The 16,323-nt window shown below is 59.0% G+C and carries 16 protein-coding genes and 1 other annotated feature; of the genes, 1 reads left to right on the plus strand and 15 read right to left on the minus strand.

Going from position 1 to position 16,323, the window contains the following annotated elements:
• Positions 1 to 206 precede the first annotated feature (206 nt).
• The 11 genes from hisE to aalo17_RS07620 form a co-directional block, all read right to left on the minus strand.
• Positions 207 to 530 (minus strand): phosphoribosyl-ATP diphosphatase, encoded by a 324-nt coding sequence (gene hisE, locus aalo17_RS07570; RefSeq protein WP_067557711.1) that lies wholly within the window; start codon positions 528 to 530, stop codon positions 207 to 209.
• Positions 518 to 847 (minus strand): phosphoribosyl-AMP cyclohydrolase, encoded by a 330-nt coding sequence (gene hisI / locus aalo17_RS07575; RefSeq protein ID WP_067557714.1) that lies wholly within the window; start codon positions 845 to 847, stop codon positions 518 to 520. Before hisI ends, hisE begins: the two co-directional genes overlap by 13 nt.
• On the minus strand, positions 844 to 1,602 hold the full coding sequence (gene hisF, locus aalo17_RS07580; RefSeq protein ID WP_067557717.1) for an imidazole glycerol phosphate synthase subunit HisF: 759 nt from the start codon (positions 1,600 to 1,602) through the stop codon (positions 844 to 846). The genes hisI and hisF overlap by 4 nt, the downstream gene beginning before the upstream one ends.
• Positions 1,592 to 2,320 (minus strand): 1-(5-phosphoribosyl)-5-[(5-phosphoribosylamino)methylideneamino]imidazole-4-carboxamide isomerase, encoded by a 729-nt coding sequence (hisA, locus tag aalo17_RS07585; RefSeq protein ID WP_067557719.1) that lies wholly within the window; start codon positions 2,318 to 2,320, stop codon positions 1,592 to 1,594. The genes hisF and hisA overlap by 11 nt, the downstream gene beginning before the upstream one ends.
• Positions 2,317 to 2,922, minus strand: a complete 606-nt coding sequence (gene hisH, locus aalo17_RS07590) for an imidazole glycerol phosphate synthase subunit HisH (RefSeq protein WP_067557723.1) — start codon at positions 2,920 to 2,922, stop codon at positions 2,317 to 2,319. The genes hisA and hisH overlap by 4 nt, the downstream gene beginning before the upstream one ends.
• The gene (gene hisB / locus aalo17_RS07595) at positions 2,919 to 3,503 is read right to left on the minus strand and encodes an imidazoleglycerol-phosphate dehydratase HisB (RefSeq protein WP_067557725.1); all 585 of its coding nucleotides are present in this window, start codon (positions 3,501 to 3,503) and stop codon (positions 2,919 to 2,921) included. The genes hisH and hisB overlap by 4 nt, the downstream gene beginning before the upstream one ends.
• Positions 3,503 to 4,519 carry a pyridoxal phosphate-dependent aminotransferase gene (locus aalo17_RS07600; RefSeq protein ID WP_067557727.1) on the minus strand — a complete coding sequence of 339 codons (1,017 nt, stop codon included), beginning with the start codon at positions 4,517 to 4,519 and terminating at the stop codon, positions 3,503 to 3,505. Before aalo17_RS07600 ends, hisB begins: the two co-directional genes overlap by 1 nt.
• Positions 4,519 to 5,856 (minus strand): histidinol dehydrogenase, encoded by a 1,338-nt coding sequence (gene hisD, locus aalo17_RS07605; RefSeq protein ID WP_082743315.1) that lies wholly within the window; start codon positions 5,854 to 5,856, stop codon positions 4,519 to 4,521. The genes aalo17_RS07600 and hisD overlap by 1 nt, the downstream gene beginning before the upstream one ends.
• The gene (gene hisG / locus aalo17_RS07610; RefSeq protein ID WP_067557730.1) at positions 5,850 to 6,518 is read right to left on the minus strand and encodes an ATP phosphoribosyltransferase; all 669 of its coding nucleotides are present in this window, start codon (positions 6,516 to 6,518) and stop codon (positions 5,850 to 5,852) included. The genes hisD and hisG overlap by 7 nt, the downstream gene beginning before the upstream one ends.
• On the minus strand, positions 6,515 to 7,615 hold the full coding sequence (locus aalo17_RS07615; RefSeq protein WP_067557733.1) for an ATP phosphoribosyltransferase regulatory subunit: 1,101 nt from the start codon (positions 7,613 to 7,615) through the stop codon (positions 6,515 to 6,517). The genes hisG and aalo17_RS07615 overlap by 4 nt, the downstream gene beginning before the upstream one ends.
• Before the next feature lie 86 nt (positions 7,616 to 7,701).
• Positions 7,702 to 7,963, minus strand: a binding site (T-box leader).
• Between the two features lie 172 nt (positions 7,964 to 8,135).
• The gene (locus tag aalo17_RS07620; RefSeq protein WP_067557736.1) at positions 8,136 to 10,061 is read right to left on the minus strand and encodes an aconitate hydratase; all 1,926 of its coding nucleotides are present in this window, start codon (positions 10,059 to 10,061) and stop codon (positions 8,136 to 8,138) included.
• A gap of 168 nt (positions 10,062 to 10,229) precedes the next feature.
• Here aalo17_RS07620 and aalo17_RS07625 point away from each other — a divergent pair, with 168 nt between their 5' ends.
• On the plus strand, positions 10,230 to 11,513 hold the full coding sequence (locus aalo17_RS07625) for a citrate synthase (protein WP_067557739.1): 1,284 nt from the start codon (positions 10,230 to 10,232) through the stop codon (positions 11,511 to 11,513).
• A gap of 262 nt (positions 11,514 to 11,775) precedes the next feature.
• Here aalo17_RS07625 and aalo17_RS07630 read toward each other — a convergent pair whose 3' ends face one another.
• From aalo17_RS07630 to aalo17_RS07645, 4 genes are all read right to left on the minus strand, one after another.
• Entirely contained in the window at positions 11,776 to 12,984 is a 1,209-nt protein-coding gene (locus aalo17_RS07630) for an NADP-dependent isocitrate dehydrogenase (protein WP_067557742.1), read from the minus strand.
• A gap of 169 nt (positions 12,985 to 13,153) precedes the next feature.
• Positions 13,154 to 14,503, minus strand: coding sequence for a group II intron reverse transcriptase/maturase (gene ltrA, locus aalo17_RS07635; RefSeq protein ID WP_067557745.1), 1,350 nt, complete (start codon positions 14,501 to 14,503; stop codon positions 13,154 to 13,156).
• 680 nt (positions 14,504 to 15,183) lie between these two features.
• Entirely contained in the window at positions 15,184 to 15,801 is a 618-nt protein-coding gene (locus aalo17_RS07640) for an alpha/beta fold hydrolase (protein ID WP_067557748.1), read from the minus strand.
• Positions 15,791 to 16,189, minus strand: coding sequence for a hypothetical protein (locus tag aalo17_RS07645; RefSeq protein ID WP_067557753.1), 399 nt, complete (start codon positions 16,187 to 16,189; stop codon positions 15,791 to 15,793). Before aalo17_RS07645 ends, aalo17_RS07640 begins: the two co-directional genes overlap by 11 nt.
• Positions 16,190 to 16,323 lie beyond the last annotated feature (134 nt).

Consider the following 16,323-nt stretch of genomic DNA (forward strand, 5'->3'; position numbering starts at 1 on the left):
TGGTTATTTCCATGCGGGTGTCTCCTTTGAAGTGGGATATCCCACACTCCTAAAATACCAGATTCTAATCATTGTCGCCTTTTTTGTATTTTTCCAGCTGGCCGACAGCTGTTATGAAGAAAATACCGCTGGAGCTGACAAATCTGCTGTAAAACCTGCCATACACAAAATGCGGACCCGGCGATCACCTGCCGGGTCCGTTTTTTCTAGTAGTTGGTGACAGGCTTTCGTTCTGCCTTCAGGTTGTGCTTCTTGCCGCTGCGGCGTTCCAGCTCCGCGGAGATCTCCTCCAGCGTGATGCCTTTTTCCACCATCAGCACGACCATGTGGTAGAACAGGTCGCCGAATTCGTTGATCAGGTCCTCTTTGGACTGGGACAGGCTGGCAATGATCACCTCGGTGCATTCCTCGCCGACCTTCTTCAGGATCTTCTCCTCGCCCTTTCCAAACAGGTAGCTGGTGTAGCTCCCTTCCTCGGGACTGGCCTTGCGGTCCAGCACCGTTTCATACAGTACGTTCAGTTCTTCCATTCCATTTCCTCCAGGACCCGGTAAAAGCAGCTGCGGTGACCCGTATGGCAGGCGGCTCCGTCCTGGTGGACTTTCACCAGCAGGGTGTCTTCGTCACAGTCATAGCGGATTTCCTGCACGTGCTGGAAGTGTCCGCTGGTTTCTCCCTTGCACCACAGCTCCTGTCGGGACCGGCTCCAGTAGGTGGCCAGCCCTGTTTCCAGGGTCTTTTTCAGGCTTTCCTCGTTCATGTATCCCAGCATCAGCACTTCGCCGTTGTCCGCGTCCTGCACAATGGCCGGGATCAGTCCGTTTCCTTTTGCGAAGTCCAGTGTCATGGCCGGACCTCGATGTTTCTTTCTTTCAGGTAGTCCTTCACGTCCTGGACCGTCAGTTCGTGGTAGTGAAAAAGACTGGCAGCCAAGGCGGCATCTGCCGCATCTTCTTCAAAGACTTCGGCGAAGTGCGCCAGGCTGCCGCACCCGCCGGAAGCAATCACCGGAACCGGGACGGCGTTTCGCACCGCTTTGCACAGTTCAATGTCGAAACCCTGTTTTGTGCCATCCGCATCCATGCTTGTGAGCAGGATCTCCCCGGCGCCCAGGGCCACGGCTTCCTGGACCCACTCCAGGACATCCTTGCCGGTGTCGATCCGGCCGCCGTTGATCACCGCATGCCAGGATCCGTCTTCCTGCTTTTTCGCATCCACCGCCAGGACGATGCACTGGTTGCCGAACATTTCGGCCCCCTGCCGGATCAGGTCCGGGTCGCGCAGGGCGGAGGAATTCAGGCTCACCTTGTCGGCCCCTGCCCGCAGCATGCGCTTCATGTCCTCCAGGGTGCGGATCCCGCCGCCCACGGTAAACGGGATGCAGATCTGCCGGGCCACGTTTTCCACCACGTTCACCATGGTGTCGCGTCCTTCATGGGTTGCGGTGATGTCCAGGAACACGAGCTCATCGGCCCCCTGGTCGTAGTATTCCCTGGCCAGGGTCTCCGGGTCACCCACTTCTTTGATGCCCACAAAGTTGATGCCCTTGACGACTTTGCCGTCGCGGACATCCAGGCAGGGAATGATGCGTTTACTCAGCATCCTTTGCGGTCTTCAGCGCCTCTTCCAGGTCCAGGGTGCCCGCATAGAGGGACTTGCCTGTCACAGCGCCATACAGGCCCAGGTTCTTCAGGGACTCGATGTTTCCCAGGTCGCGCACGCCGCCGGAGGCCACGATGTCCAGGTTCACGGCTTTCTTCAGGTGGTCCAGCATTTCCAGGTTCGGTCCCGACAGGGTGCCGTCACGGGAGATGTCGGTGAAGATGATCGTCTTCACGCCCAGGCGTTCCAGCACGCGGGCAAACTCCGTGTAGTAGAGGTTGGAAGTCTGGGTCCAGCCGGTGGTGCACACATAGCCGTCCTTGCAGTCCAGGCCCACGACGATCCGGTCACCGTACTTGTTCACCGCGGAGCGCAGGAAGTTGGGATCGGAAATGGCCTTGGTGCCCAGGATCACGCGGTTCACGCCGTGCGTCAGGTAGTAGTCAATGTCTTCCATGGTGCGGATGCCGCCGCCTACTTCCACCGGCACGTCCACCGCATTGGCGACTTCGCAGATCAGCTCGCCGTTGATCCGGCCGCCGTCCTTGGCGCCGTTCAGGTCCACGAGGTGAATGTAGTCGGCGCCCTTTTCGGCAAAGCGTTTTGCGAGAGTCTTGACATCGGCACCGTCACCCACGCTTTCAGCTTTGGCGTAGTCGCCCTGGTACATGCGGACGGGGTTGCCGTTGAGGATATCGATTGCGGGTAAAATGATCATGATTGCATTTCCTTTCCAAAATATGACAGGATCTTCAGCCCTGTCTCGCCGCTCTTTTCCGGATGGAACTGACAGGCCAGCAGGCTGCCCTTTCCGGTCAGTCCCGGGATCGTGTATTTCCCGTGGCGGGAAACGCCCAGGATGGTGTCCGGATCCAGGTCACATCCGTAATAGGAGTGGTCGTAATACACATACGGGTGATCCCCCAGGATGTCCTTCAGGGGATGATCCGGCGCCACCTCCAGCTCGTTCCAGCCGATGTGCGGCACCCGGATGGCGGGGTCTTCCATCTTCTCGAAATGCCCCGGCATCAGGCCCAGGCACTGGACGCCGCCGTTTTCGGCGCTGTCTTCAAAGAAGGCCTGCATGCCCAGGCAGATCCCGAGCAGCGGTTTGGTCTGCGCCCTGAGCCACGAGTCCAGCCCGGCTTCCTTCAGCGCCTTCATGCAGTCCTGCATGGCCCCCACCCCTGGCAGGATGAGGCGGTCGCACTGGTCGAGGACCTGGCTGTCGCTGGAAATCACGTGGTCGAGCCCCAGGTGATCCAGGGCGTTTTCCACGCTGCGCAGGTTGCCCATGCCGTAGTCAATGATCCCGATCATTCCAGGACTCCCTTGGAGCTTGGCACCGCATTCCCTTCGATCTTGACCGCCGCCTTGAGGGCACGTCCCAGGGCCTTGAACACCGCTTCGATTTTGTGGTGGTCGTTGGTGCCGTAGCAAACATTGACATGCAGGGTGATTCCCGCATTGAAGGCGAAAGCCCGCAGGAATTCTTCCAGCATCTCGCAGGAGAACGTCCCGATGGAGTCCCTGCTCAGACTACAATTATAAACCAGATAGGGGCGTCCCGAAATGTCAAGGGTTACATTTGCGAGGGTTTCATCCATCGGCAGCTGAAAACTGCCGTAGCGGGCAATCCCCCGCCTGTCGCCCAGGACCTCGCGGAAGAGCTGACCCAGCACGATTCCGATGTCTTCAATGGTGTGGTGGTCGTCCACATCCAGGTCTCCGTCGGCCTTGACAATGAGCCCGAAGCCGGAGTGAAAGGCCAGCAGCTGCAGCATGTGGTCGAAGAATCCCACGCCGGTTGCCACGCTGCAGGTCCCGTCCGGATCATCCAGGTCCATCCAGCAGTAAATGTCGGTTTCCCCGGTCTGTCGTCTCAGTTCAGCATTGCGCATCAGTCTGTCCCCTTTCTTTCTGTCGGTGTCAGTTCCCGTATCGCTGCCAATACCTGGTCGTTTTCTTCCGGCAGGCCAATGGTGATCCGGATCTGGTCTTTGCCCGGCCAGGTGCGGACAATGATCCCGGCTTTCTCCAGCCCCTGTCCCAGGGCTTCCATGCCCTCGCCCTGCAGAAACAGGAAGTTCGCCCCCGAGGGCTGCACCGGCAGGTTCATGTCCTTCAGGGCTTCATAGAGCCTGTCACGCTCCGTGCAGATCCGGTCGATGCGGTCTTTCGCCGCATCCGCCATCTGCAGCAGGACCGTTCCCGCTGCCTGGGTGAAGGCATTCACGCCATAGGGCACTTTGTAGGGCCGGATGTTTCTCATGTTCCGGTCGGAGGTCACGAGAAATCCCAGCCGCAGGCCGGCTGCTCCCAGTGCCTTGGAGAGGGTGCGGGTCACGTAGAGGTTGTCCCAATCCTCGATTTCATCCAGCATGCTCTGGTCGCTGAAGTCCATGTAGGCTTCATCCACCACCACCGGGGTATCGGGCAGAGCTGCCAGGATCTGGCGGATCTGTTCTCTGGACAGGGTCAAGCCTGTGGGGTTGTTGGGGTTGGAAATCACCACCAGTCCGGCGTCCCGGCCTGCTGCGCTCAGCGCCTGGATGTCTCCCACGGGCACTTTGCGGATTTCGGCTTCCTGCATCGACGCATAGTAGTCGTACATGGAGAAATCCGGGTCCCAGGTGACAAGAGGCTTGTCCCGGCTGGTGAAGAGCCCGATCATGAGCCCGAGCATCGCATCCGAACCGTTGCCTGCGAGCACCTGTGACGGCTGCAGCCCGGCCCAGGCGGCATAGGCCTGATGCAGGGCGGTGCAGTCATCATCCGGGTACCGGTTGAAGGCCATGGCATCCAGCGCCTGATGGATCCGGTCCATCACCTCAGAACTGAAGCCTTCGCTGGCTTCATTGGCGTTGAGCAGCAGGCCGCCGGTCTGCCTCGCTTCGTAAAGTTCGATGTCCCGCATCACTGCGGCTCCTTTGCATCGGCTGCCGCCCGGGCTTTTTGATCATCGGCGGTGATTGACGGGGTGCGGATGGCCGCGGCTGTGGCGTGTGCCTGGAGGTGTTCAGCGGTTGCGAGGGTCTGGATCGCAGCGCTGTCCTGCTCGAGCTGTTCCTTCGTGTAGTGCAGGAAGCTGCTGCGCTTGACGAAGGCATCCACGCCCAGGGCGCTGGAGAACTTCGCGGTGCCCGAGGTGGGCAGGACGTGGTTGGTCCCGCCGTAGTAGTCGCCAATGGATTCACAGGTGTAGTAGCCCAGGAAGACACTTCCGGCGTGACGCACCTGGCCAAGCCAGTTCATGGGGTTTTCCACCATGAGTTCCAGATGTTCCGGGGCGATCTGGTTGGCAATCTCGAGGCACTGCTCCATGGACTCGCAGAGGATGCTCCGGCCATAGTTTGCCAGGGAGGCTTCGACGATGTCCTTTTTCGGCAGGAAGGCACTCTGTTTCTGCAGCTCTTCCTTCACCTTCCGGATCAGGCCGGCATCGGTGGTAACGAACATCGCACTGGCGAGTGGATCGTGTTCGGCCTGGGACAGCAGGTCGGCGGCCACAAACGCCGGGTCGGCACCGGAATCCGCAATGACCAGGATCTCGCTGGGTCCCGCGATCATGTCAATGTCCACGGTCCCGTAGACGAGTTTTTTCGCCGCCGCCACGAAAGCGTTGCCCGGACCCACGATCTTGTCCACCGGGGCGATGGATTCCGTGCCATAGGCCATCGCCGCAATGGCCTGGGCCCCGCCGGTGACGTAGAGTTCCGTGATGCCTGCGAGCCTGGCGGCACAGGCGATGTTGGGCTCCACCAGGCCGTTGGCTGCCGGCGGAGTCATCATCACGATGCGCTTCACGCCCGCCACTTTGGCGGGGATCGCATTCATCAGCACGGAGGAAGGATACTGGGCGCGTCCACCCGGGACGTAGATGCCCACCGCATCCAGGGGAATCACCCGCTGTCCGAGGTAGACGCCATTGGGGCGGTTGAGGAGGAAGCTGTTCTGCTTCTGCGCCTCGTGGAATTCCAGGATGTTGTCCCGGGCGCCTTTCAGGGCCTTCACGAAAGCCGGATCGGCCTGGGCGGCGAGTTCGTCGATCTGCGCCTCTGTCAGCCGCAGGGTATCGATGTCGACCTTGTCAAACTGCTTCGTGAGATCCTTCAGGGCCTGGTCTCCCTGTGCGCGGACCTGGTCAATGATGCCCGCCGCAGCACCGTAAATATCGGCGCCGATGGTCTGCGTGCGGCTCTTGAGCCATTCCTTCAGTGCCTGCAGGTCGCCGGCGTTCAGTTCTGTCAGCATGTTCCCTCTTCTTTCTCTTTCTTCAGGGCCTGTTCCCGGTCCACTTCCCGGGAGAGGTCGCGCACGAGTTCCAGGATCTCCTGTTTCTTGGTCCGGAATGCGGCTTTGTTCACGATGAGCCGCGCACTGACGGGCGCCACATCATCGAGCACCACCAGGCCGTTTTCCTTGAGCGTCGTGCCGGTTTCCATGATGTCCACAATGCCGTCACAGAGCCCGAGCAGCGGGGAGAGCTCGACGGAGCCGTCGATTTTGATGATCTCCACATCCATGCCCCGGTCGTTGAAGTACTTCGTGGCGACATTGGGGTACTTGGTCCCGATCCGCAGGTGGCCGTCGCGGTTGAGCAGGTCCGTTTCCGGCAGCGCCGCGACGATGAACTTGCAGACGCCGATCTTCAGGTCGAGCACCTCGTAGTAGTCCTTCGGCCCTTCGAGGATCGTGTCCTTGCCCACGACCCCGGCATCTGCCACACCGTGCATGACATAGGTGAGGCAGTCATTGGATTTCACCAGGAAGTACTTCAGGTCCTTCTGGGTGTCCTCGAACACCAGCTGCCGGCCCTGATTGCGCAGGGGTTCGATCCCGTAGCCCGAGCGTTCGAGCATGTCCACGGTCTTTCGCTCCAGGCGTCCTTTGGTGAGTGCGAGTGAAACCGTCATTGGCGTACCTCCAGTCCGTTCTCTTCTCTGTATTCAATCACGCAGGGACCCGTCTGCCGGATTTCGTCCGCCAGTTTCAGTGCCTGCACCAGGGCATCCGGTCCGGCTTCGATCACCGTGGCGGCCTTTGCCGGTTTCTCCGGTTCGGAGTCCGTGAGATAGTCCAGCTTCACGGAAAAGCCGCAGGCGGGTTCCGCCGCCCCGAATTTCTCCAGGAGCCTGTCATAGCGCCCCCCGGACAGGACGCTGGAGCCGATACCCGGGAAGTAGCCCTCGAAGATCAGCGACGTATAGTAGTTCAGGTGCGGGATCTTTCCCAGGTCCACGGACAGGTGACCGCCGTATCCCAGGGCCTCCAGCTGGTCCATGAGCCTGGCCAGCCGTTTCACGCAGGCTTCCTGTTCCGGCGTGAAGGCAATCTCCAGGGCGGTTTCCAGCGTTTCCTGTCCCCCGGAGAGCAGCGGCAGCATGAGGAAGAACTCCCGGTGGCCGATGTCCCGGTCCTCCAGGTAGGCCTCCAGGTCCGGGAGGCTTTTGCGGTCAATGAGATCCGCGAGTTCGGCTACGGTGTCCGGGTCCAGGCCCAGGGTTTCCACCGCACTCTGGAAAAACCGGATGTCGCCGGTTTCCAGGATCCAGCCCGGGCGGCCGATGGCGGACATCACGTTGCAGGCCAGGGCCAGGATCTCCAGGTCTCCCTGGGGCGGCAGGCCGATCATTTCCACGCCGCAGTCCGTGACCTGGCTGCGCTTGCCGCCGAACAGACGGCGCTGCTTGAAGACATCCTCGGTATAGAACAGCCGCAGGGGGCGTTCATCGCGAAGCTTGGTGCTGGCGGTCCGTGCAATGGGCACCGTCATGTCCAGGTGCAGCACCAGGGTGTCGCCGCTGCCGTCCTGGAAGCGGAACATTTCGGTTTCATCCGCATCCGCGAAGGCGGTGGTGTAGGTGGACAGGTATTCCATGGCGGGGGTGCTGATGGGGCGGCAGCCGCTGTTGGCAAACACCCGTTCAATGATGTGGCGGAGACTGCGCTTGCGCCGGACTTCACCGGGCATGCAGTCCCTGGATCCCGCCGGGATCTGGATCTGGTTCATAGTGTCTCCTTTCCGGGTCCGCCAGCAGCCGGACCGGCTGGTTTGTGTCATGGGTATGGGGTATATACGCAAAAAGCCCCCGTCCTGCAAAGGACGGAAGCTCGTTCCGTGGTCCCACCTCTGTTCACGGCTTTCTCGCGAAAGCCGCCTTGAAGAGTGCCTGCTGACACTCCGGTCCGGTAACGGGGACTGCCGTCCGCCACTACTGAGGGCCCGCCAAACTGTGAGGGCTCCGTTGGTGACGGCCGCTGGCGGAGGTGTTTCGGCAGGGTCAGCCCGGTCCTTTCACCAAACGGACCGTCTCTGAAGACTGACTGGCTGCGTACTGATTCCGGTCATCGCGTTCTTTTCAAGACCATACGGTCTGCGCATTCTGTTGTCAATTTATACGACCAGTGCCAGCATCCTGATGTTCGGTCAGGACCGGTCATCAGGAGCCAGGCAGTGTAATGGCTGGAGCGCCTTCACCTGAAGCACTCTCGCATACAGACAGCGTCTGAACTGAGTGGTCTTCGCCCACTCAGTTCAGTGGCTGGCTGTTTTTTATGAAGTTCAGCGCACCGCCGTGCTGCAGGAGGACGAAGTCGTCGTCTGTGATGTCGCAGTCCATGACATACTCCGTGCCCTTCGTCACATTCTTCACGCTGACTTTTCCTGTTGCGGCCTGGGTTGTGTCTTCAATCGCCAGGACATCCATTTCGTCGATGTCGTCATAATCCGCCGGGTTCCCGAAGGTCAGCGGAATGATGCCGAAGTTGATCAGGTTCGCCTTGTGGATCCGGGCAAAGCTTTTGGCCATGACGGCCTTGATGCCCAGGTACATGGGTGCCATCGCGGCGTGTTCCCGGGAACTGCCCTGTCCATAGTTCTCCCCGGCGACAATGAAGCCGCCGTCATTGGCCTGGCATACATCGGCGAATCCTTCCTTGTTGTTGCGGAACACGAACGTCGACAGCTTTTCGATGTTCGAACGGTATGGCAGCACCTCGGCGCCCGCCGGGGCGATGTGGTCCGTCGTGATGTTGTCCGGCAGCTTGATGACCGCCTTCTTCTCGATGTGCGCCGCCAGGGGCGTGTTTTCCGGCAGCGGCTTGATGTTCGGCCCGCGGATGATCTCCACGCTTTCGGGATCGTCGCTTGGCTGGCAGATCATGGAATCATCCACATAGGAAGGTTCGGCCGGGATCGCATCGCTGTAGTCCACCGTGGAGGGATCCGTGAAGACACCGGCCACGGCACTGGCAGCCGCGGTTTCCGGAGACACCAGGTAGACCCCGGCACTCAGCGTGCCGCTGCGGCCGTAGAAGTTCCTGTTGAAGGTCCGCAGGGACACGCCATCGGTTTTGGGAGACTGGCCCATGCCAATGCAGGGACCGCAGGTGCATTCCAGGATCCGGGCTCCGGCCTGCACGAAGGTGGCCAGCGCTCCGTTTTCAATGAGTTTCGTCAGCACCTGCCGGCTGCCCGGGGACACCGTGAGACTCACATTGGGTGCCACGGTTTTGCCCTTCAGCACATTGGCGGCTTTCATAAGGTCCTCGAATCCGCTGTTTGTGCAGGAGCCGATGGATACCTGGTCGACTTTCATGCCCGCCAGTTCGGACACCGGTTTCACGTTGTCCGGGGAGTGGGGGCAGGCCGCCAGGGGCTGCAGCCCGCTGAGGTTGATGACGACGGTTTCGTCGTAGTCCGCATCCGGGTCGGCCTCCATGGGCATGTAGTCTTCTTCACGCTGCTGTCTGGCGAGGAATGCCCTCGTGGTTTCGTCACTGGGGAAAATGGAGGTCGTGGCGCCCAGTTCGGCACCCATGTTGGTGATCGTGGCCCGCTGGTAGACGGACAGGTTCTTCACACCGGGGCCGGTGTATTCAAAAATCCGGCCGACACCGCCCTTGACGGACAGGCGCCTGAGCAGTTCCAGGATGATGTCCTTGGAGCTCACGCCGTGGGGCAGTTCCCCCTCCAGGCGCACATTGACCACTTCGGGGTACGTGATGCGGTAGGTCAGGCCCGCCATGGCTTTGGCCACGTCCAGGCCGCCTGCACCCATGGCAATGGAGGCCATGGCCCCGGCTGTGGGGGTATGGGAGTCCGAGCCGATGAGTGTGCGGCCGGGTTTCGCAAAGCGTTCCAGGTGCACCTGGTGGCAGATGCCGTTGCCCGGGCGGGAGAACAGCACGCCGTGTTTCGCCGCGACGGACTGGAGATAGGCATGGTCGTCTGCATTCATGTAGCCGGACTGCAGCGTGTTGTGATCCACGTAGGAAACGGAGAGTTCGGTTTTGACCTGGTCAACACCCATGGCCTCAAGCTGTATATAGGCCATGGTGCCGGTGGCGTCCTGTGTCAGGGTCTGGTCAATGACCAGCTCCACCGGTTCTCCGGCTTTGGGGGTGCCGGAGGCAACATGGCTGTCAAGAATCTTCTGTACCAGATTTTTCGGCATGTCTGTTCCTCATTTCTTCATGAAAAGCATTATACCAAAGGCAATCCGGATTTTGTAAAAAATTTTCAGTCCTGCAACAAGTTTCATGCTTCGTGCTATAATGTCAAAACCACAGTCATGCCGCCCGGCATCGGCATGATGACTTGCAAGGAAGGAAACTGTATCTGTATGGAACTGGAAAAAGATGACCTGCGGGCGCTGTACAACCGGAGCGCAGAGAACAACCTCATCGACCCCTCGCTGTATGCCCGGTATCGGGTGAAGCAGGGGCTGCGAAACGAAAACGGCACAGGCGTGAAGGTGGGCCTCACGCGGATCTGTGACGTGGTGGGCTACCAGATGATCCACGGACACAAGCACGACACCGAGGGACAGCTGATCTACCGCGGGTACACGATCGACGAACTCGTCCGGCGGCAGAAGGAAGCGGGCACGGCCATGGGTTATGAAACGACGGCGTTCCTGCTCATCTTCGGCCACCTGCCGGATGAGCAGGAGCTGCAGGCATTCCGCACCACGCTGCTGCACAACATCCACACGGATTTCATTGCAGCGAAATACCCCACCAGCAACCTGCTCAATGCCATGCAGATCGAGGTGCTGAAAATGTACGCGCAGGACGACAACCCGGACAACGACCGTCTGGAGGACCGGATGGTGAAGGGTCTGTCCATCCTGGCCTCCCTGCCCCTGTTCGTGTTCTCGTGCCACACCAGCGAAAAGCTCACGGCCTATCCCCTGCCAGACGGCTCACTGGCGGAAAACATCCTGTATATGGACCGGCAGGGCGGCTCCTTCACAGCGGAGGAAGCCAATGTACTGGACATCCTGCTCATGATCCACGCCGACCACGGCGGAGGCAACAACTCGGCATTCACAGACGTCGTGCTCACAAGCACCGGCACAGACATCTATTCCTGCATTTCGGCAGCCATGGGATCCCTGAAAGGGCCCAAGCACGGCGGGGCAGCGAACAAGATGGCGCAGATGTACGATGCGATTCTGGAAGAGACAGGCATCACGACGGATCCCGCTGTGCTGGAGGATGTGTGCTGGCGGCTGCTGTCGAAGGACTTCGGGGACAGAAGCGGCCTGATTTACGGGATCGGCCATGCAATCTACACGAAAAGCGACCCCAGGGCCCGGATGATCCGGGAAGCCTGCCGGCAGCTGGCGGCGGAAAAAGGCGAGGAGGAAGCCTTCGCCATGATGGAGGCGCTGGAACAGACCGCCTGCCGGGTGATGAAGAAAGCCAAGGGCGTGCAGGTGTGTGCCAATGTGGACTTCTATTCGGGATTTGCCTACCGGATGCTGGGCATCGAGCCGGAGCTCTTTGTGCCGCTCTTTGCGATTTCCCGGACCGCAGGCTGGATCGCCCATCACCTGGAGAACCGGCAGAACAACCGGAAACTCATCCGGCCGGCCAACATCTACGTCGGGGAACGCCTGTAGAGACTGCGGATCCCGCCTGGACAAAATCACAGAGAAACCCATATCACGACAGGATGGACCTTCGAATTCGGGTCCGTCCTTTTTCTGTGCGGATTCGTGTTTCTGTTGAGATCCATATCGGCTCCGCGCTGCCTGCGGCCGGAACCTGGAGCCAAGGATTGCGGATTCTGCGGTCAAGACACACAAAAAGCCGGGTCCTTTGTGGCGGTCAGACCCGGCTTTGTCATCATCATGTCTGCTGTCGGATGGTTTCTGCCCTGTCTCAGGCAGCGGCTTCCATTTCGTCGCGGATGGCTTCCAGGAAGGCCCTGGAGTCCAGCTTCTGTGCCGGCACATCCCCGGACCACAGGCCCACCAGGTCGCCGGTCATCTTACCGCCTTCAATGGTGCGGATGCACGCAGCTTCCAGACCTTCGGCAAATTCCACCAGTTCCGGGATCTCGTCCAGTTCCCCGCGTTTGCGCAGCGCCCCGGTCCAGGCAAAGATCGTCGCCACGGGGTTGGTGCTTGTGCTCTCACCCTTGAGCCACTTGTAATAGTGTCTTGTCACGGTGCCGTGGGCTGCCTCGTATTCATAGTTGCCTTCCGGGGACACAAGCACGGATGTCATCATGGCCAGGGACCCGAAGGCGGTGGAGATCATGTCGCTCATGACATCCCCATCGTAGTTCTTGCATGCCCAGATGTAGCCGCCGCGGCTGCGGATCACGCGGGCAACGGCGTCGTCGATCAGCGTGTAAAAGTAGTCCAGGCCGGCTTTCCCGAAGGCTTCTTTGTATTCCGCATCAAAGATCTCCTGGAAGATGTCCTTGAAACGGTGATCGTATTTCTTGGAGATCGTGTCCTTGGAGGAAAACCACAGATCCTTGCCCTGGTCCAGGGCGTACTGGAAGCAGCTCCGGGCAAAGGAGGCAATGGAGTCGTCCTTGTTGTACTGCCCCTGGAGTACACCGGGTCCCTCGAAGCGGAAGACCACGGCTTTTTCCGTGCTGCCGGAATCCGATTCGAAGACCAGGCTGGCAGTACCGGGCTCCGTGATCCGCATTTCCTGGTTGCGGTACACATCCCCGTAGGCATGACGGGCAATCGTGATGGGTTCCTTCCAGTTTTTCACCACCGGCTCGATGCCTTTGACCATGATCGGCGTGCGGAACACCGTGCCGTCCAGGATCGCCCGGATCGTGCCATTGGGGGATTTCCACATTTCGCTCAGGTTGTACTCCTCGACGCGCTGCGCATTGGGGGTGATGGTGGCACACTTCACGGCGACACCCAGCCGCTTGCTGGCCTCGGCGGCATCCACCGTGATCTGGTCCTTCGTGGCTTCCCGGGCGGGCAGGCCCAGGTCATAGTATTCGGTCTTCAGGTCGATATAGGGCTCCAGCAGGATTTCCTTGATGTCCTTCCACAGGACACGGGTCATTTCGTCCCCGTCCATCTCCACCAGAGGGGTTTTCATCTGAATTTTCATGCAAGTCTCCTTTACGTTCTGAGGGTAGCACCGCGTGAAAAGTTTTTCAAGAAAACCTGAAAACGGAGGGCCGCTTTCACACCGATGACTGCCGAAGCCGGTGGCCATCAGATGCTGCCAATGCCGGCCATCACCGGCATGTCAATCGAGTAGGTGTCATCTGACCCTCTCACACCACCCAGCGTGCCGTTCGGCACTGGGCGGTTCGTACAAATGTTTTCATGAACCTTACTGCCACCGTATCGAAGTATTCCTCCATGGATAGAAGGCCTTTCTTTTTCAGGTGTATATTTCTGATATACTTGTTCAGGAATGTGATTGCACAACGGACATATCCCTGTCGTGCACACGCATATGAGTGAGCCTTGTCTCTGGGACATCCCAGTTTGATGAGGCTCTCTTCTTTTTTCCTGATGCTTTTCCACTGCTTCCAGATGATGGCCCTGATTCTTCTCCGGAGCTTGCTGTCCAGTTTGCGCACCGTTTCTTTATACAGCCATGCACACCTGAAATAATTGCTCCATCCCCTGATGACCTGATTGATTTTTTCAATCCTCTCCTCAAGAGATACGCTCCAGTTCCGTTTTGTCAGCTTCATTATCTTCTGCTCGAACTCATGAATGGACTTCTCATGCGGTATCGCCTTCCATTCCCTTTTGTTCCTTTTGAAGCCAAACCCCAGATATTTCACTTCATCCGGTCTGGCCACTTTCGATTTTGAAGCATTCACTTCCAGCTTCAGCTTCTTTTCAAGATAGTTGCTGAATGACTTCATCACTCTGTTGGCGGCGGCTTCCGATTTCACATAGATGAGCATATCGTCTGCGTATCTCGTGAATCTCAGCCCTCTGCTTTCCAGTTCCTTGTCTGCCTGGTCCAGATAGATGTTGGCCAGTACCGGCGAAAGCGGCCCTCCCTGCGGGATGCCTCTTTCTGTCCTGACAAGCCTTCCGTCTATCATGACTCCCGCTCTGACGAACTTCCTTGTCAGCGACGTGACGTCCCTGTTATGGAACAGGTTGTCTATCAGTCGTATCAGTCTGTCCTGGTCCACCGTGTCGAAGAATTTCCTCAGGTCGATGTCGACGATCCAGTCATACCCGTCGTTCATGAACTCAAGGCCTTTCAGTATCGCCTGTTCACATCTCCTGTTCTTCCTGAACCCGTATGAGCTGTTGCTCATCTCGAAGTCCTTCCTGTAATCCAGATAGTTTGCCAGACAGGCCTGTATGACTCTATCTCTGGCAGCCGGGACATTGAGCCCCCGCATGCTCCCATCCGGTTTCGGGATATCGGTCCTTTTGGCTGGCAGTGGTTTATAACTGCGGCCCAGTATCTGTTCCCGCAGTCGCTCCCAATACTCTCCGGGGCAGGCAGGAAGTTCTCTGGCTTTGACTCCATCTACCCCTGCAGCTCCATTGTTTCGCCGTACCTGTCTGCACGCATTGGTCAGGTTCTCCATGGAGAAGATTTCCTGTGTGCTCAGGTCTTCCGGCTGTATCAGTCTGGTCTGGTTCATGGCTGCTCCTTTCTTTCACGTGTTCCTGCACTGCCCTTCCTTACTCATCTTCAGGGGCTCTCTGGGTTTGTCCTTTATCGGTTTGTTGTGCAGGACGCATTCCTGATATTTGCAGTAAATTGTACGTTCGGCCCTTCACTCCATCCCCATTACAGGGACTTCTTCGCTACTATGGCCTCGGCTGACTTCCTGCCATTCGTTATTACTGCGGGAAGGGGGTCATCATGGTTTGATGATTCCTCTCGCTGGCAGGACCTCCCCGGGTAAGGTCATACATCTTTCATTCCATATACCTGCCGCATTTACCCCAGACAGTCATCCGCAACTATTACGACTTTGCGCTGTTTCGCACGCTCGTCTCCGTCTGTGGCCTTATATGCGGTTCGTGTTCCTCAGGCCGGAACTTTGCCGCCGGGCTTCTTTCAGAACTCCTGTTACCAGTGAGCCCCTTGCCTTGAGCTAATGGTTAGCGGTTGCGATGATACGCTCCCATAGTGGACTTTCACCACCTGGATGTATGCCATGCCGGGCACACGAAAAAAACCGGACGCTCCTGCAAGAAGCATCCGGCGTGTATGGGGGTCTGTGGTCAGTGACAGCGCCTCAGAACAGGCTGTTGAGCTGGGAAAACAGCATGATGGAAAGCTTGCCGGGGTTTTCCAGCACCAGGTCCCCATGATTCATGCCCTCCTGAACCTCCAGGGTGGAATTGCGGAGGTGCTTGAGCAGCAGCTGGCCTGTCTGGCGCACCCCCTTGCCTTCGAGGCTGCCATGCACGATCCGCGTGCGGGCTTTTCTCGACAAAACTCCGGGGGCTGCCAGGCACTCATGGCACGGAAGACCGGCTCCAGTTCCCGGAACGGCGGGATCTGGCCGACCTGTTCCCGGATCCGGGGATTGCGGTACAGCGCCCGGTAGCGGAACTTCAGGAAGGCCGACGGGATCAGGGGCCTGGCCGGTTCCTGGAAGGAGACGCCATCCAGAAACAGGTTCAGGTTCGAAAAGGGCATCCGCGAGGCGGTTTCCAGCGCCACCATGCCGCCCAGTCCCGAGCCGCCGATGAGCTCCACTTTCCCCTTGAATTCCCGGCGGATGAACTGCATCAGGGCATCGGCTTCTTCCTCGATGGACACGAAGGGACCCCTGGCATCACCATGGCCGGTGAGGTCTGGCAGAACGACGCAATAACGCCGTGCAAGCATTTTCGCCGTGGCGGCATACTGGTGATGGTTGAGGCCGGCATCATGGAGCAGGATCGCCACGGGACTGGTTCTGTCGCCAATGATCCTAAATTCCATGTGCGCCACCTCCTGCCTGCGGGTCTGCGGGCTGTCCGGATCCTGCCGGATGGGGTGTGGCTTGTGCCTGTCCGCTGGTGGCTTTGTGCAGATCCTCCGTTAGGGGTCTGTCCGGATCCGCTGCCTGTCCCGGTTCTGCAGGTGCATCTGCAGCCGGCTGTGTCCCGGCCGGCCGGGTTTCTTCCGGTTCGGGATCCAGTGTCAGGAGCACACTGGGGTCGTCCATGAATGTCCGGACCACGGTGCCGCAGTTGAGGCACAGGATGTGATACAGACTCCCGGGTTCCAGTGTCACGATCTCGCTGTAGACCAGCCTGCCATCCGGCCGCTGTCTGGCCAGCACGAAGTTCTGCCCGTGGCAGTATGGACAGATGTCCTGATGATACATCTTCTTCACTTCCTTTCCCTGTCTGGTGTCTGTCCGGCTTTTCAGCCGGTTTCACCGGTTTGTTTCACTGTTACATTATGCCATGTTTTTTCGCTGCCTGCCCGTCGTCTCCCCATCCGGTCCGGGGACTGTGC

Source organism: Faecalibaculum rodentium (assembly GCF_001564455.1).
Lineage (GTDB): Bacteria > Bacillota_I > Bacilli_A > Erysipelotrichales > Erysipelotrichaceae > Faecalibaculum > Faecalibaculum rodentium.

What these genes read in the sequence shown, in the direction of transcription:
- aalo17_RS07645 (WP_067557753.1), bottom strand. Translation starts at nt 16,189, where the DNA reads ATGTATCATCAGGACATCTGTCCATACTGCCACGGGCAGAACTTCGTG.
- hisF (WP_067557717.1), bottom strand. Translation starts at nt 1,602, where the DNA reads ATGCTGAGTAAACGCATCATTCCCTGCCTGGATGTCCGCGACGGCAAA.
- aalo17_RS07620 (WP_067557736.1), bottom strand. Translation starts at nt 10,061, where the DNA reads ATGCCGAAAAATCTGGTACAGAAGATTCTTGACAGCCATGTTGCCTCC.
- aalo17_RS07600 (WP_067557727.1), bottom strand. Translation starts at nt 4,519, where the DNA reads ATGCGGGACATCGAACTTTACGAAGCGAGGCAGACCGGCGGCCTGCTG.
- hisI (WP_067557714.1), bottom strand. Translation starts at nt 847, where the DNA reads ATGACACTGGACTTCGCAAAAGGAAACGGACTGATCCCGGCCATTGTG.
- hisE (WP_067557711.1), bottom strand. Translation starts at nt 530, where the DNA reads ATGGAAGAACTGAACGTACTGTATGAAACGGTGCTGGACCGCAAGGCC.
- aalo17_RS07630 (WP_067557742.1), bottom strand. Translation starts at nt 12,984, where the DNA reads ATGAAAATTCAGATGAAAACCCCTCTGGTGGAGATGGACGGGGACGAA.
- hisA (WP_067557719.1), bottom strand. Translation starts at nt 2,320, where the DNA reads ATGATCATTTTACCCGCAATCGATATCCTCAACGGCAACCCCGTCCGC.
- aalo17_RS07625 (WP_067557739.1), top strand. Translation starts at nt 10,230, where the DNA reads ATGGAACTGGAAAAAGATGACCTGCGGGCGCTGTACAACCGGAGCGCA.
- hisD (WP_082743315.1), bottom strand. Translation starts at nt 5,856, where the DNA reads ATGCTGACAGAACTGAACGCCGGCGACCTGCAGGCACTGAAGGAATGG.
- aalo17_RS07615 (WP_067557733.1), bottom strand. Translation starts at nt 7,615, where the DNA reads ATGAACCAGATCCAGATCCCGGCGGGATCCAGGGACTGCATGCCCGGT.
- ltrA (WP_067557745.1), bottom strand. Translation starts at nt 14,503, where the DNA reads ATGAACCAGACCAGACTGATACAGCCGGAAGACCTGAGCACACAGGAA.
- hisH (WP_067557723.1), bottom strand. Translation starts at nt 2,922, where the DNA reads ATGATCGGGATCATTGACTACGGCATGGGCAACCTGCGCAGCGTGGAA.
- aalo17_RS07640 (WP_067557748.1), bottom strand. Translation starts at nt 15,801, where the DNA reads ATGGAATTTAGGATCATTGGCGACAGAACCAGTCCCGTGGCGATCCTG.
- hisG (WP_067557730.1), bottom strand. Translation starts at nt 6,518, where the DNA reads ATGACGGTTTCACTCGCACTCACCAAAGGACGCCTGGAGCGAAAGACC.
- hisB (WP_067557725.1), bottom strand. Translation starts at nt 3,503, where the DNA reads ATGCGCAATGCTGAACTGAGACGACAGACCGGGGAAACCGACATTTAC.